Consider the following 15026-nt stretch of genomic DNA (forward strand, 5'->3'; position numbering starts at 1 on the left):
TCGGTAACAACTTCCGAGATTAGGGGGATCTCCCCTTAAAACAAATTATTAAGCGCGACCCCGATACCGAAACGAGTTTGACTGTGATTATAATCAATCAAGCTTTCACCATACCCATTAAATATAGTGAAATAGCCTTTCAGCTTGCCATATAAAGGCGTTGTTAAGTTTAACTTTACAGAGCCTTTATTCGTTGAAAAATTCTGGCGCATTTCGGCACTCAATTCATATTTCCCAAAAGCATAACCGATACTGTACTCAACATGTCCCATATAGTCTGTAATATCCGGATTATCATCACCATTAGGGCTAGTCGGATCCGTTTTAGCATCTTCAGGTAAACGATACCAAGGCCTAACACCCCACACTAAGTTACCCTGCTCATAAATAAACTCGGTATAAACACGATTCCATGAACGAGACCATGATCCAGCACGGCCATTGGATTGATGCTCAAACCCAACCGTGACTGTCGTATTAGCATCATTAGGGTGCCAATCTAATGGCGCGACATAAAATATTTCAGGTCTATAATTCGTTTCTCTAAAGGGACTTGAAATTTCCTTCGCATAAACTTGCCACCAAGCCTCGAGGGTAAAACCAGCATAAATGCGATCACCCTCAACGAATAATGAACTATAGCTTAACGGCAGTTTCAGACTTAATTGAAATTTAGATTCGACTTTTTTATAGCCGTCGCCAAGGGAATTTAGAGTACGATAGGCTTCAGGGTTCATTTGATTAGTACTATAAACAGGTAGAATATAGTTCATTCTGTGTGGAGTGAGTACAAATTCAGATGTGTCATTTTGACGCTCTTCAATATTTCGCTTTGTCAGTAGCCCTGCTTTCACTTTTTTACCGCGGATAATGACTGAACCGTCTTCTTCGAGGCTATGTTGCGCTTTACATATCGTTCTTATCTCTCCTAATGTAACTTCTGCAGCACTATTAGCGACTTGCTTTTCAATACACTCACTTTCTGTTGCAGCTTCTGCTTGATAACTAAAAGAAAGAATGAGAGACATTAAACAGAGGTTTTTATAGTTTAATCGTTGCAAAATTGATTCCATTTTTGATTAGTTCGAATATCCAGTTAGACATATAATATACTTAATAATATGCATCTGATACCAGCGTTAGGGACTTATCACGTACTTTATTACAAATATAATCACCAATTGGGATCGCAGACGTTGCTGCAGGCGATGGTGCATTACAAACGTGTAAACTGCGTGGACTTTCTGCGAATAAGAAGTCATGCACTAGGCTGCCATCTTTCAATACCGCTTGTGCACGAATACCCGCAGGATAGTCTTCCAAATCCTTCACCTTCAATATCGGGCAGTACTTATTGACGAGTTTTAAGTAACCCGGCTTCCACCACGAATTTTTGGTTTCAATTAACCCTGTTTTTAAATTTTTTGCACTCACTCGCCAAAATCCAGGAAACCTAATCATGTCACAAATATCACGTAAATCTATATTTACTTTACCATAACCTTCTCGCTTCCATCCTTGTACCGCATTCGGACCTACCGTCACCGAACCATCAATCATGCGGGTTAAATGTACCCCCAAAAATGGCAATTCAGGATCAGGAATGGGGTAAATCAAATGATTCACAATATTGTTATGCTGAGACTGTAAACGGTAGTATTCACCCCGGTATGGAATGATTTGAAATTCGGTATCAATATTCAGCATCTTAGTCACCCTATCCGCCATTAAGCCAGAACAGGTAATTAAAAATTTGGCGACATAATCACGGTTCTCGAGTGAGCTCCCCAATGCAATTTGTTGGTGGCACTGTACGTCAATGTGATCACTTTTTTCGATTAAGTGAGTCACCTCAGTATCCATAACTATCTCACCACCGAGCACACAGAACTCTTCCGCCATTTTCTCCGTCACTAAGCGGTAATTAACGATACTGGTTGAAGGGACAAAGATAGCGCCGAACCCTGTAATATTAGGCTCTTTTTCAGCGAGTCCCGCTGCATCTAATAATTCAACGTCGATGCCATTATCACGGCAGCGTTTATAAAGCGTTTCCATTCGTAGTGATTCCAATGCATTGGTTGCGACTAAAAGTTTGCCGCAATTTTCAACGGGAATAGCATGCTTATTACAAAATGCTTTCGTAGCAGCAACGCCCTCCTTACAAAAATTAGCTTTCATACTCCCCGGCTCATAATAAACCCCAGCATGGATCACACCGCTATTATGCCCCGTTTGATGTTGTGATAACTTGCCTTCCTTTTCGATTAATAATATCCGTTTTTCAGGCTCTCGCTGCTGTAATTGCCACGCAGTTGATACACCCACAATACCGCCACCGATAATAATATAATCATAAACGCTATTATCAGAACCCCGTGTAGTAAAAGTCATTTTCATTGTCCTTACCTTATCTTTACCCTATCTTTACCTTAATAAACAGCAACAGCAGCGACTGCAGGAGTCGTCACAACAGGTTTATAACGGCGATTAGTGTAAATAAATAAACCAACAAAAGTCAGTATTGCAACAATTCTCACTACTAACGGTAAATCAGGCCATGTCATTGCTAAGCCCAGTAATAAGGACAAACCACGTAAGAAAATATTCAGTTCACTTTCTAAATAACCTTCGATACCAGCTATAAAGGCATAAGTACCTATGATGGCAAAAAAACCTACTGTGATAACCGTCATCACATCCCAGCTCACGAGTGAGGTATAAGCCATCAAAATCGGTACTAGATAAAGTCCCTTCGCGATCTTCCATGCTGTTAAACCTGTACGCATTGGCGGTGTACCTGCAATTGTCGCCGCGGCAAATGCAGTTAAACAAACAGGCGGCGTGACGTTACTGTCTTGTGATAACCAGAAGATAATTAAGTGAGCAGATAACAAGGCTAACGCTACTTGTTCTAGCCCTAACCCTTGCTCTAACAAGGTGCCCATAAAATCAACTGGTACTAAGCTTAATAAGGTTTCAGCTTGAACCTGCGACATAGGCTGCGTTAATGCTGCCATTTGGTCCGGTGCAGCGAGCATGAATATGCCTTGTGCCTGTACTGGTAGTTGCCCATCCATTAACATTTGAATTAATTGGCTTTCTGCTAATAGCGTATAGAGTGCAGGTGCCGATAGTGTCCCTAACACAATATAAGCCGCTGTCACAGGTAAGCCCATGCCAAGGATTAATGACGCCAACGCAATCAAGGCTAGCATCAGCATCAAGCTACCACCCGCCCATTCGTTGATCATTAACGAAAAAGTATTTCCAACGCCTGTCGTACTAATGACATTAACGACAAGGCCGATACCAACCAGTAATACCGCTGTCGTCGCCATATTACGAGCTCCTTGTTCTAAGGCTTCGAATACCGCTTTAACCCCCATTTTGTTGGGTGAAAACCAAGATGCAACAACCACTGAAATAATGGATAAACCCGCAGAATAAGTTGGGGTAAATCCAGAGACTAATAAAAAAACCAATACACCGAGTGGAATTAAGTTATACCAACCCGCTAAAAACACTTTTGAGAATGAATCGTCAGAGGCGGTGACTTGTTGGATGTTGCTGCGCTTCGCTTCGATTCGAACAAAAAATGCAACAGAAAGAAAATATATTAGCGCAGGTACAACCGATACCGCGATAATATTTACATAAGGAACTTGCGTATAAGAGGCCATAATAAACGCACCCGCCCCCATCACTGGCGGCATGATTTGCCCACCCGTTGATGCAGCGGCTTCAACACCAGCAGCAAATCGAGCAGGGAAACCAGCTTTACGCATAAGTGGTATGGTAATAACACCTGTCGAGACCGTATTCGCCACACTTGATCCAGATACAGATCCCATTAGTCCAGAGGCCAATACGGCAATAAAACCAGGTCCACCAATCACCTTGTTTGCCGCCGCACGAGAAAGGTTAATAATATAATCACCCACACCCGAACGCACTAAAAAAGCACCAAACAAAATGAACATGAATACAAAGCTCCAGCTGATACGCGAGATTGCTCCAAACATACCCTCTGAGCTATAAAAGCTACGATACAATAATGTTTCGACACTTAAACCAGGAAAATGGAACATACCTGGTACTAACTGACCCCACCACACCACATAGGTCAATGAAATCATAATTAGCATTGGAATAAACCAACCAATAGTACGGCGGATCAATTCCAATACAATGATAATAGCCATGATTGAAAATACCCAATCACTGGTAACAAAGCGCACGCCACGTGCATACAACGCATCCTCAGCAAAGGGGATATATGCTAAACAAGCAAGTGCCGCAAGCGCAATAATGATATCAACACCAAGTGCCAACTTACTGCTTTTTAAATTTTTATGTGCTGGATACCAAAGTGCACAAATAACGGAAAACCCAGCAAAGTGAGTCGCTGAAGCCCATAATTCAGGGATCGTTGCAAACGTATTAAACCAGATGTGTAATATCGACAACACGACACCACACCCTGATATAAACGCGGTTACCCAGGGAAAATCAGTGCGGGTAACTGACTCAAATTGTTCTAATTTTTCTTCGACCTGCTTGTCCATAACAAACTCCTTGTTGACTGCTGCCATCACGACAGCAGTCCTTATCAATATTTAATGTTGTTTGTTACAGTGCAGCTGGTAGCAATTCTGCAGGAATTGTTAAGCCGATTTCTTGGTAATAACGCACAGCACCAGGATGTAATGGTACTGGCAAGCCTTTAATGGCTTTATCGACAGCCATCGCTTTCGTTGCTTTGTGGATACTGTTTAAGAAAGGTAGGTTTTCATAGATATTTTTGGTTAATAGATACACATCTTCTTCAGATACATCATCACGTACTGCTAAGAAATTAGGCTGAGCAATCGTCGTCACGGCTTTGCTTTGACTTGGGTAAGTATTTGCAGGGATCGTAAATTTAGTCCACAGCGGATACTCGCTGTTTGCTTGTTTAATTTGTTCGTCAGTAAATTGCAATAATGAGATATCATCACCCATCGCAGCAAATGCACGCGTAATCGCACCTACTGGCATACCCGCTGGAATATTCATGCCATCAATCGCACCATTTTGCATGGCATCGGTGCTTGAGCTATAGCCTAAATACGCAAGGTTAAAGCTATTTACATCTACCTTAACGCCATTCATGATCTGACGGCCCGAGTGCTCAGTACCCGAATTTTTCTTACCAATTGAGAATTTTTTACCTTTTAAATTGCGAAGATCACTCATTGTACCCGTTTCAACTAACGCGCTACGCACAACAAAATGCTCCACGTTTTGCCATAGCATGCTGACTGAGCGTAAGTCTTTTTGTGGACCAGTTTGTTTGAATTGCCCTTCCCCCTGCCAAGCCCATGCACCATACAAACCTTGTAGAATGGCAAATTGCGCTTCATCATCACTCAGCAATTTTATATTTTCCCCCGAACCCGCAGAGCTAATAGCTGCTAATGAGAAGCCGTATTTAGGCTCAAGTTTAATCTTGCTCAACGTCGCGAGTGCGACACCCACTGGATAATAAGTGCCTCCCGTCGATGCAGTCGCTAAAATATAACTGCGCTTCTCTTCTGCAATTGCAGAGGTCGCTGCCAAACTAAGCAGTACACTACTTACTAATAATGATTTTTTTAACATTCCTTTAAACATGGTCTTTCCTTGTTGTTTTATTGTTATAAAAATTGCATTGCATATCGTTTATCAGCACAAGGCAATGTCATCACTTCCTTTATGAATGACATGTAGCAACAACAATGCCACAAAGTTAAGCTATTGTTAACTATAATTAAAATATTAAATATGACGATAGATAAGCAAGATCATGCCTATATGGCGATTTTTGATAAGCAAGAAATAGCGCATAGCCACAGTAAGGAGATAAACATCACATTAACAATATAAAAACATGTTCCATTTATAATACGAGTTTAAAATATAATATAAGCAGGCAACAAACACATACTAAAGAGGTAATGGAAAAGCCGTAATGAGTTATGTGAAATGAGATAGGTAGGATAAATAAATGGCAATAAGCAAGATATTGCCACTTTGATTAAATATAGTCCGCTCGATGCAGGTCATACTTTTGCATTTTCTGATTTAAAGTACGGCGTGGTAAATCAAGTATATCCATTACCTCGATGATACTGCCTTTATGTAACCTCAACGCTTCAGCAATGACCTTCCTCTCAAAGTTTTGAGTTTGCATTGCGAGTGACAACTCGCTAGCGCTAGTATCAATAACTGAAAGCGGTTTAGTCACTAAAATATCAGCTACGGTTAACGACTCATCTAACGCGAAACGGGTCGCTACATTAATCAACTCACGCACATTACCAGGCCAGCCATACGCCAATAAGGTTTTTTCATCCATACCAGATAACGGTTTAGCATTAATGCAGGCTAGATTAATGTAGTGCTCAAATAACAACAAAATATCCTCACCGCGTTCACGCAATGGGGGTAAATATAACTGGGCAACGTTCAAGCGATAGAAAAGATCTTGGCGAAATGCTTGATTGTCTTTCAAGCTTTCTTTGGCTGCGGCAATCACACGTATATCAATCGCAATCGATTTATTCCCACCGACACGCTCTATAACCTGTTCTTGTAAAATACGTAGCATCTTGATCTGCATGTTAATAGGCATACTTTCTACTTCATCTAAGAATAGTGTACCTTTATCAGCATATTCTAGCTTACCCACTCGCTTTTTTATTGCGCCAGTAAAGGCACCCGCTTCATGACCGAATAGCTCACTTTCAAATAATGCTTCAGGAATAGCGGCACAATTTAAAGCAACAAAGTCTCCTTTCAAGCGTGCACTCACTTTATGTAAGCAATCGGCGACCAGTTCTTTACCACAACCGGTATCACCATAGATAATGACGTTGGTATCTATCTTGGCAATTTTAACCAGTTGTTGGCGTAACTCCACCATAGCCGGACTAGATCCAATCAGGATCTGATCTAAACCTTGTGCCTGCTGTAAGTATTCCTCACGCTTATTCGCACCAAGTTGTAACTGGCGTTTTTCAATTGCACAACCGACAGTTTCAATTAATTTATCGGGATCGAAAGGCTTTTCCAAGAAATCAAAGGCACCATCACGTAATGCATTCACAGCCATATTGATATCGCCATGACCCGTCATCAAAATAATCGGCATTTCAGGGTTGTTAGCCAATAATTTCGGTAACAACGCTAAGCCAGAAATATCAGGTAAACGCACATCAGAAATCACGATACCTGGAAAGGCTGTTGGTATAAGGCTTAATGCCGACTCGCCATCTGCACATTCAATAACATCATAGCCAGCTAGCTGTAGTCGTTGACTAATCGCCAAACGAACAATCTCATCATCTTCAATTAAAGCGACTTGAATAACTGATTGTTGTGACATAAATAATCTACGTCCTTGTATAAATAAACAATGCAGACAGGGTAAGAAAAACAGTGTCGATTGAAAAGGAGCTAGCTCGCAAATTCCAGACATAGCGGATCCACAGACCTAATTTCGTTTTATACGACCAATTATCTACATATTGCGCCTTATTCTGATATTCCTGCTTATCTGTGATATAGCATCTTGAAGTAACTTAGGTATATACTGGCGATATAATGTTTAAAGAAAAAAACCACGAAAATAGGAATTGAAATGACGACTGTGATGTACGGAATTAAAAACTGCGACACCATTAAGAAAGCCAAAAAATGGTTAGAAGCAAACGAACTGGAATTCACATTTCACGATCACCGCGTTAATGGCTTAGATAAAGCACAACTGATCAGTTGGTGTGAAACACTTGGCTGGGAACAAGTACTGAATAAACGTGGCACAACTTACCGTAAATTAACCGATGAGCAAAAAGCAGATCTAACAGAAGCCACCGCTATCGAACTGTTAATTGAACAACCTGCCATGATCAAACGTCCAATCCTAGATGTCGATGGTGCATTAACGCTGGGTTTTAAAGCTGATGAGTATGCTGCTATTTATGGTATCAATACTTAATCTGAAACCATTAAAAGAAAACACTGAACGTTTTTACGTTCAGTGTTTTATATACCGTTAAGATATCCTCTGAGTACAACCTTACATATTTAGATAAAACTTATCATCGATCAATCCATTATTATACATCTGTAAATTTGCTTTTAGCTGTTGTAAATCGGATTGTGATGAATTGTTACTATCAGGCACGTTAAGGAAAGGCTCATCTAAAACCTTTGTCACAGAATGTAATCCTCGTTGATCTAACGTCGTATAAGAATTTCCGCTGATTAACCAATATAAACTATCTTCATAAAATAAAGCCTTACCTGGCGCATCGTCATTCAACATACTGCGCCCAAAAGGTGAAAGTTTATTAGTCTCTTGTGCTGCAATACCTAAATAATCCAATACCGTTACCGGTATATCTAATTGTTGAACTATTTTTTTCGATTTTTTCTGCGGAACCAAGCCTGATGGGCTATACAAAATAATAGGAATACGATGTTTTCCTATTTTTGACGAGAATGCCTTTTCATAATTATCTGACGTATGATCCGCTGTTATCACGAATAAAGTATTTTCAAACCAAGGCATTTTTTGTGCTTGTGAAAAAAACTTCTCTAACGCTAAATCACTATATCGCACAACACGGTGCATCGGTATTTGACCCGGTTGAATAATGCTTTCATACTTTTTTGGTAATGTATAAGGATTATGTGAACTAATGGTAAAAATGGTAGAAAAGAAAGGTTGAACGGCTTGATTTAGTTTCTGTGCAGTAAATTGTAAAAATGGTTCATCAAAAATACCCCATTTGCCATCAAAGTCACTGTCATCATTATATTCATTACGACCATAATATTCATCAAAACCAAATTGACTGGCCATGACATCAAAATACATAGATCCATTATTTCCACCATGGAAAAACATATTCGTATAGCCATAATTATGTAATATTTTTGGTAATGGATATAACTTATTTGAATTATATGGTGAGCGAACAAAAGTTCGATCCATTAGTGCAGGCAAACCAGCTAGAATTGAAGGAATCGAGTCAATAGAGATCCGTCCGTTAGCAAAACCATTTTCAAAATATAAGCCCTTTTCAGCCAATGATCTTAAAAAAGGAGTATAGCTTTTCCTTCCAGGTAAATCTTTAACATATTCCAAGCCAAAACTTTCTAAAATAATCACGACAACATTTTGCTGCCTGCGTAAATCTTGAGTCAGCTGAAATGATTCCGGTTGTGCAATATTAAAGGCTTCTTGTTTGCTGACAAACCAGTCTTTGCGCTGAATATTAGAGGGCTTTTTCCTTATCAAGGTAAAAGGCGTATTCAATACAAGATCTGATAATTCTGATGACGACCAGCCCATCGAGTGATATAGCGACAACGGTTTACGCTGCAAACCACCACGAATACTAACGATGATAATGATAAAAGAAACTAAAATAACAAAGAGGTACTTGATACGCGTAAGCGATATTTGTATATATTTAGGTTTGAAAAATCGTATAACCAGAACGCATGATATGATTAAAGCGGCTACCATACCGCTATACTGCTGAATAATCTGCCCCGACTGTTCTGAAAAATCGTTCATATAATCAAAAACTTCTACACCACTTCTCCGCCCGCTAAAAGGGTAGTAAATGATATCAGCAAAATTAATTAGCAACATAGGTAGATTGAAAATCCAAAACAATCCACGAATAATATTCATATGACGTGATTTAAATTCAAACCAAAAAGATGTCAACAATAAAACTATAATTAATAATGCGTTGATCGCCATTAAAGCTGATAAATCAAATCTTAAACCATGAATAAAAGCTTTAAATATATCGGCTGAACTTTGTCCATCCCACCCACTTTGATTATACAAATAAAAACACAGTCGGGATGTGCTATAGGCGACCATAACTAAAGCCAGTAATTGACCCACGTACAATAATACCGCCACTGAAATCGACTTCTTTACCTTGAACATATACACTTATATTTAATTAATTTTCAGAACATTATCATGAAATAATAGATAATTGCACTATTTAAAATTAAAGATGTGACAATCAATGGTAATTATAACGTCAGCTAATTATTATAGAAATACAATCATAAACCAAATAAATGCCGTTAGGCACAAGCTAACAAATACGGCTGCAGATCCAATATCTTTAGCACGACCGCTTAATATGTGATGTTCTGAGCCAATACGATCAACAACGGCTTCAATAGCTGAATTTAATAATTCAACAATAAACACTAAAACTAAAGGGGCAATCAATAATATTTTTTCAACATTACTTACATTTAATAACAGGGCAACGGGAGTTAAAATAATCAGTAATAGTAACTCTTGTCTTATTGCCGATTCGTATTTAAATGCATCTCGTAATCCTTGAAATGAATACCCGGTTGCTTTAATAATACGCGTCAATCCTGTAAACCCAGGTTTACCTGCGTTCTTACCCACTTCGGTCTTATTCATTGATTCTCATACCCTAATTTATTTGAAATAGTAATCTAAATTAGAATACTACGATACTATTATATATTGCAAGAATTTACAGTAAGGATGCTGTGATATATAGCGTTGAAATAGCGTGTAATTTTGATTGGTTAACTGGTAATTTCAAGTGTATCTTTAGGTTGTTTTCGGTTAAATATTAAGTAAACTAATACTCAATCTAATAACTCTTGGTCAATAATTATGATCTCTATTTATGTTCACAATACTAGAGGATTTCAACCTCCAAGGGCAAACATCAAAGAATTTCCAGCGCTGGCCTCAACAGTAAGCCTGTGCTCAAAATATGCTGTAAAAAGGAATTACTCATGTCAGACAGTTTAGTATTACAACTTGCCAAAGATCTACTTAGTCGTAAATCAGTGACACCCGAAGATGCCGGTTGTCAGCAAATGATCATCGAACGCCTTGAAAACCTCGGATTCACTATCGAAACCATGGTATTTGAAGACACGACTAACCTTTGGGCTCGTCGCGGTACCACAGCTCCGGTATTTTGCTTCGCCGGTCATACCGACGTTGTACCAGTAGGTAAAATCGAAGATTGGGATACCGACCCGTTCGTACCCACTATTATTGATGGCTATTTACACGGTCGTGGCGCAGCAGACATGAAAGGTTCTATCGCATCATTCTTAGTCGCTGTCGAAGACTTCGTGAACGAACACCCAGATCACCAAGGTTCAATTGCATTATTGATCACCAGTGATGAAGAAGGCCCGTTCATCAATGGCACAACGCGTGTGATTGATACTTTAGAAGCGCGTAACGAAAAAATTGACTGGTGTATTGTGGGTGAACCATCAAGCACCAACAAAGTCGGTGACATTGTTAAAAATGGTCGTCGCGGTTCTTTAACTGGCGACATCGTCGTGAAAGGTATTCAAGGTCACGTGGCTTACCCACACCTTGCCGAAAATCCAATTCATAAACTCGCGCCTGCATTATCTGAACTAAGCCAAGTGGTTTGGGATCAAGGTAATGACTACTTCCCTGCTACAACCTTACAAATCACCGACATCCGTAGTGGTGCAGGTGCAAGTAATATCGTACCAGGTGAAGCAACTTGTCAGTTTAACCTGCGTTATTCTACCGAGCTGACTGCGGATCTAATCAAATACCGCATTGAAGGCATTTTCGAAAAACACGGTTTAAATTACGAGATCAGCTGGATCCACAGTGGCCAGCCTTTCTTAACAGAACCAGGCAACTTGCTAAATGCTATTACTGATTCAATCCAGGATGTATGTGGCTATGCGTCAGAGCTGTCGACATCAGGTGGTACATCAGATGGTCGCTTCATCGCACCAACGGGTGCACAAGTTGTCGAATTAGGCCCTGTAAACGCGACCATTCACAAAGTGAATGAATGTGTGAAGATTACAGATATTGAGCAATTAGCGGAAATATACGAGCAAACGCTGGTTAAGCTACTCGCACAATAACAATTAACGCTAGCAAAATGATGGCTTGTTATCACCCTAATAAGCCATCATTTATTCCGTCAACATGAATTTTTTATGAAATAATAACCTGTATTCTACCCAGTTATCACCTAAATACCCTCATATCATCCGCTAGTAACCATATAAAAAACCGATAACCCCATCACATTCCATAACAAATTTTATAATTTATTAACAAACAGTAAAACTCAGTATTTACAATACATTAACACATTTCATATACTCATAGAGGCATTTTTCAGTGCAGTGAAATGGTGTTCTCATACTCTCCGTTAATTGACTTTAATCAATCTCTGGCATATTGTTTATGCAGTTGCATAGTTTTGCAGAATGAATAATTTGTTAATGATATTGTTTTAATAAAAGGAAGTTGTATGGCTTTAATCCAAGCGCCAAATTCAGTTGTAATGGTTCGACCGTGGAAATTTTTCTCGAATCCAGAAACCGCAGTTGATAATGCATTTCAAAAAACCGGACTCGATGAGCAAGACTCACTTGAGTTAGATCGCACTGGCATATCACTACAAGCAAAAAACGAATTTGATATCGTCGTAGCAGGATTAAACGAAAATGGCATCAACGTCCACGTATTTGATGACTTTGGGGAAAAAGAAACCCCAGATTCAGTATTCCCGAATAACTGGTTCTCGACCCACAGTGGTGGTCATGTTGCATTGTACCCAATGTTTTCACAAAACCGCCGACGTGAACGTCGCAGTGACATTATTGAAATGTTAAAAGCCAATTACCGCGTACAAGATGTTATCGACTTCTCTGGTTTAGAGTGGGATAACCTGTTTCTTGAAGGCACTGGCGCGATGGTATTAGATAACGTTAATCGGATCGCCTACACAGCTAAATCAAACCGTTCTAACGAAGTGATCCTTGAACGCTTCTGTACCACGTTCCAATACGAGCCAATGGCGTTTGAAACGGCTGATGCTACAGGCACTGCGATTTATCATACCAATGTGATGATGTGTGTTGGCTCTAAATACGCCCTTATTTGTTTGGACATGATCCCAAATGAAGCACGTCGCGAAGCGGTTAGACAGCGTTTAGAAGAATCAGGCATTGCAGTAATTGAACTGAGCTTTGACCAAGTTGATAACTTTGCTGGTAATGCTATCGAACTCACAGGCAATGGCAGTAGCCACTTGGTTATGTCACAACGAGCGAGAGATGCTTTAACAACCGAGCAAATTTCACGCATCGAACAACATTCAAAGATACTCAGTTTTAGCGTGCCAACTATTGAGTTAGCAGGTGGTTCGATCCGCTGCATGATCGCAGGGATCCACTTAAGCCCACGAACGTAAAAACACATTTAGCAGTAACAAAATATAGAAGATATGGCTTATGGAAAAGGAAAAGGTTATGGAAACCAGTTATGTAAAATCAGCGACAGGTGAATTGAAGCAAGTATTACTTTGCTCTCCTACTTACCTGAATCTCTCACCAATCAACAAAATTGCTGAAGATTGGTTAGAGAAAGGCGAACAGATTGATCAACAAAAATGCCTAAGAGAACACCAACAGTTGATTGATATCTACGAGAAAAACGGCATTAATGTCGAAGTACTTACGCCGACTGAAAATTTATCAAGTCAAGTATTTGCCCGTGACTTTGGTTTCAACATCAAAGAAGGTTATGTACTAGGCCGTTTTAAAGAAGAAATTCGCCACGCAGAAAGCCTACTGTATGCAGAAAAACTCGCCGAGCTTGGTGTACCAATCATTGCCACTTGTCATGAAGGTGTATTAGAAGGCGGTGACTTCTGGCAGCTGGATGAAAAGACCTTAGCCATTGGTACGTTACAGCGTTCTGATGAAAAAGGCATCCAAAGTATTCGTGAACAGCTTGAACCATTAGGTTATACGATTATTTCGGTTAACTCGAAACCAGAATACCTACATCTCGACATGATCTTTAATATTGTCGGTGAAAAGACTGCCGTGACTTATTACGACGGTTTACCACAAGAATTCAAAAACTACCTTGATGAAACGGGCTATGACCTGATTAAAATTGAAGAAGAAGGGGTGTTTAAGCACTTCTGTAATCTACAAGCATTGGGTAACAAGCGCATTATTTCGTTAAGTGCAAATACAGCTGTAAACGCGCAATTACGCGAACGTGGTTTCACTGTATTTGAACTGCACTCTACCGAGATTTTGAAAACCGGCGGTGGTCCACACTGCATGACGTTCCCATTAGAACGTCACTAAAAATTAAGACGGCAGTGTGTATTCTATAAGATCTGCGTTAAATTTTTTCTAACGAAATTGACAAGATCGAAGACGCACTGTCGATACCGATATTGACCAGTTCATTATCTTTGAATTTGTACGAGGCCATGCTGCCTTCTAACCATAAACCATCAATTAATGCATTGATTTTTATGGCTAGTACTTCACATTCATGATGATCAACTGAAATGTCTTCGGTGGCTAATGCAGCACGAATTAACGGTTCTAAAATTTTGGTTGTTTTAGCATATTCATTAGTACGAATGGCAGCCATTTCAGGGTCGATGTACGTCATCGGCAAGAAATTGGCCCATAACAATACGGTACGTGGTGACACGATAGGCTCTGATAGAGTCGCTTGAATAAAATGCTGTAATCGAGTTTTGGCGCAAACGTCTTGGTCGTTAATGTCGCACCTAGCATTGACGTACATAATCTCGAGTAATGCCGAATACGCCGCACGGATCAGTTCGTCTTTACCGGAAAAGTAAAAACGGATCAGACCGTTGGTCACGTTCGCATATTCAGCCACATTACGTACAGTGGTTTTTTGTAAACCTTCGTTAGCAATGCAATCAAGTGTGGCATTGATTAACTCTTGTTTACGGTTTTTACCTTTCGTTCCTTTCGCTGGCATAGGCAGGTATTTAATCCGTATTTAAGTATAAGGTGAGTCTATTCGACGAAAATTAATCATACCCCTAGGGCGTGATGCTGGCAATTTATTAAGCTAAACCGAATAATAATAGCACTTAACCCGATGCACATAACTG

Annotated in this window: 12 protein-coding genes; 4 read left to right on the forward strand and 8 right to left on the reverse strand. The window is 39.8% G+C overall.

Translation table 11 applies throughout. From position 1 onward, the window contains the following. Positions 1–35 precede the first annotated feature (35 nt). The 5 genes from HWV03_RS16210 to HWV03_RS16230 all read right to left on the reverse strand — a co-directional run bounded on the left by HWV03_RS16210 (position 36) and on the right by HWV03_RS16230 (position 7408). Entirely contained in the window at positions 36–1073 is a 1038-nt protein-coding gene (locus HWV03_RS16210; protein ID WP_211676838.1) for a phospholipase A, read from the reverse strand. Positions 1074–1113: 40 nt separating this feature from the next. Further along, positions 1114–2394 carry an L-2-hydroxyglutarate oxidase gene (gene lhgO / locus HWV03_RS16215; RefSeq protein WP_211676839.1) on the reverse strand — a complete coding sequence of 427 codons (1281 nt, stop codon included), beginning with the start codon at positions 2392–2394 and terminating at the stop codon, positions 1114–1116. Positions 2395–2432: 38 nt separating this feature from the next. Further along, positions 2433–4568 carry a TRAP transporter permease gene (locus HWV03_RS16220; protein ID WP_211676840.1) on the reverse strand — a complete coding sequence of 712 codons (2136 nt, stop codon included), beginning with the start codon at positions 4566–4568 and terminating at the stop codon, positions 2433–2435. A 64-nt stretch (positions 4569–4632) separates the two neighbouring features. Next, complete coding sequence (locus HWV03_RS16225) at positions 4633–5655, reverse strand: TAXI family TRAP transporter solute-binding subunit (protein WP_211676841.1); 1023 nt, start codon at positions 5653–5655, stop codon at positions 4633–4635. A gap of 403 nt (positions 5656–6058) precedes the next feature. Beyond that, positions 6059–7408, reverse strand: a complete 1350-nt coding sequence (locus HWV03_RS16230) for a sigma-54-dependent transcriptional regulator (RefSeq protein WP_211676842.1) — start codon at positions 7406–7408, stop codon at positions 6059–6061. A 255-nt stretch (positions 7409–7663) separates the two neighbouring features. On the opposite strand from HWV03_RS16230, the gene HWV03_RS16235 reads away from it, so the two are divergent. Further along, positions 7664–8020, forward strand: a complete 357-nt coding sequence (locus HWV03_RS16235; RefSeq protein WP_211676843.1) for an ArsC family reductase — start codon at positions 7664–7666, stop codon at positions 8018–8020. An 81-nt stretch (positions 8021–8101) separates the two neighbouring features. On the opposite strand, the gene HWV03_RS16240 is transcribed toward HWV03_RS16235, so the two are convergent. Continuing rightward, positions 8102–9952 (reverse strand): LTA synthase family protein, encoded by a 1851-nt coding sequence (locus HWV03_RS16240; protein WP_211676844.1) that lies wholly within the window; start codon positions 9950–9952, stop codon positions 8102–8104. A 156-nt stretch (positions 9953–10108) separates the two neighbouring features. Then, complete coding sequence (locus HWV03_RS16245; protein WP_211676845.1) at positions 10109–10498, reverse strand: diacylglycerol kinase; 390 nt, start codon at positions 10496–10498, stop codon at positions 10109–10111. 347 nt (positions 10499–10845) lie between these two features. Between HWV03_RS16245 and dapE the strand changes: the two genes are divergently transcribed. The 3 genes from dapE (at position 10846) to HWV03_RS16260 (ending at position 14232) form a co-directional block, all read left to right on the forward strand. After that, a complete protein-coding gene (gene dapE, locus HWV03_RS16250) occupies positions 10846–11982 on the forward strand; it encodes a succinyl-diaminopimelate desuccinylase (protein WP_211676846.1) in 1137 nt (378 codons plus the stop codon). Positions 11983–12377: 395 nt separating this feature from the next. After that, the gene (ctlX, locus tag HWV03_RS16255; RefSeq protein ID WP_211672552.1) at positions 12378–13322 is read left to right on the forward strand and encodes a citrulline utilization hydrolase CtlX; all 945 of its coding nucleotides are present in this window, start codon (positions 12378–12380) and stop codon (positions 13320–13322) included. 58 nt (positions 13323–13380) lie between these two features. Further along, complete coding sequence (locus HWV03_RS16260; RefSeq protein WP_211676847.1) at positions 13381–14232, forward strand: dimethylarginine dimethylaminohydrolase family protein; 852 nt, start codon at positions 13381–13383, stop codon at positions 14230–14232. Between the two features lie 37 nt (positions 14233–14269). Here the strand turns inward: HWV03_RS16260 and HWV03_RS16265 are convergent, their stop codons facing one another. Next, positions 14270–14890, reverse strand: a complete 621-nt coding sequence (locus HWV03_RS16265; RefSeq protein WP_211676848.1) for a TetR family transcriptional regulator C-terminal domain-containing protein — start codon at positions 14888–14890, stop codon at positions 14270–14272. Between the last annotated feature and the right edge of the window lie 136 nt (positions 14891–15026).

This window comes from Moritella sp. 36 (genome assembly GCF_018219415.1).
Classification (GTDB): Bacteria; Pseudomonadota; Gammaproteobacteria; order Enterobacterales; family Moritellaceae; genus Moritella.

What these genes read in the sequence shown, in the direction of transcription:
- HWV03_RS16210 (WP_211676838.1), bottom strand. Translation starts at nt 1,073, where the DNA reads ATGGAATCAATTTTGCAACGATTAAACTATAAAAACCTCTGTTTAATG.
- lhgO (WP_211676839.1), bottom strand. Translation starts at nt 2,394, where the DNA reads ATGACTTTTACTACACGGGGTTCTGATAATAGCGTTTATGATTATATT.
- HWV03_RS16220 (WP_211676840.1), bottom strand. Translation starts at nt 4,568, where the DNA reads ATGGACAAGCAGGTCGAAGAAAAATTAGAACAATTTGAGTCAGTTACC.
- HWV03_RS16225 (WP_211676841.1), bottom strand. Translation starts at nt 5,655, where the DNA reads ATGTTTAAAGGAATGTTAAAAAAATCATTATTAGTAAGTAGTGTACTG.
- HWV03_RS16230 (WP_211676842.1), bottom strand. Translation starts at nt 7,408, where the DNA reads ATGTCACAACAATCAGTTATTCAAGTCGCTTTAATTGAAGATGATGAG.
- HWV03_RS16235 (WP_211676843.1), top strand. Translation starts at nt 7,664, where the DNA reads ATGACGACTGTGATGTACGGAATTAAAAACTGCGACACCATTAAGAAA.
- HWV03_RS16245 (WP_211676845.1), bottom strand. Translation starts at nt 10,498, where the DNA reads ATGAATAAGACCGAAGTGGGTAAGAACGCAGGTAAACCTGGGTTTACA.
- dapE (WP_211676846.1), top strand. Translation starts at nt 10,846, where the DNA reads ATGTCAGACAGTTTAGTATTACAACTTGCCAAAGATCTACTTAGTCGT.
- ctlX (WP_211672552.1), top strand. Translation starts at nt 12,378, where the DNA reads ATGGCTTTAATCCAAGCGCCAAATTCAGTTGTAATGGTTCGACCGTGG.
- HWV03_RS16260 (WP_211676847.1), top strand. Translation starts at nt 13,381, where the DNA reads ATGGAAACCAGTTATGTAAAATCAGCGACAGGTGAATTGAAGCAAGTA.
- HWV03_RS16265 (WP_211676848.1), bottom strand. Translation starts at nt 14,890, where the DNA reads ATGCCAGCGAAAGGAACGAAAGGTAAAAACCGTAAACAAGAGTTAATC.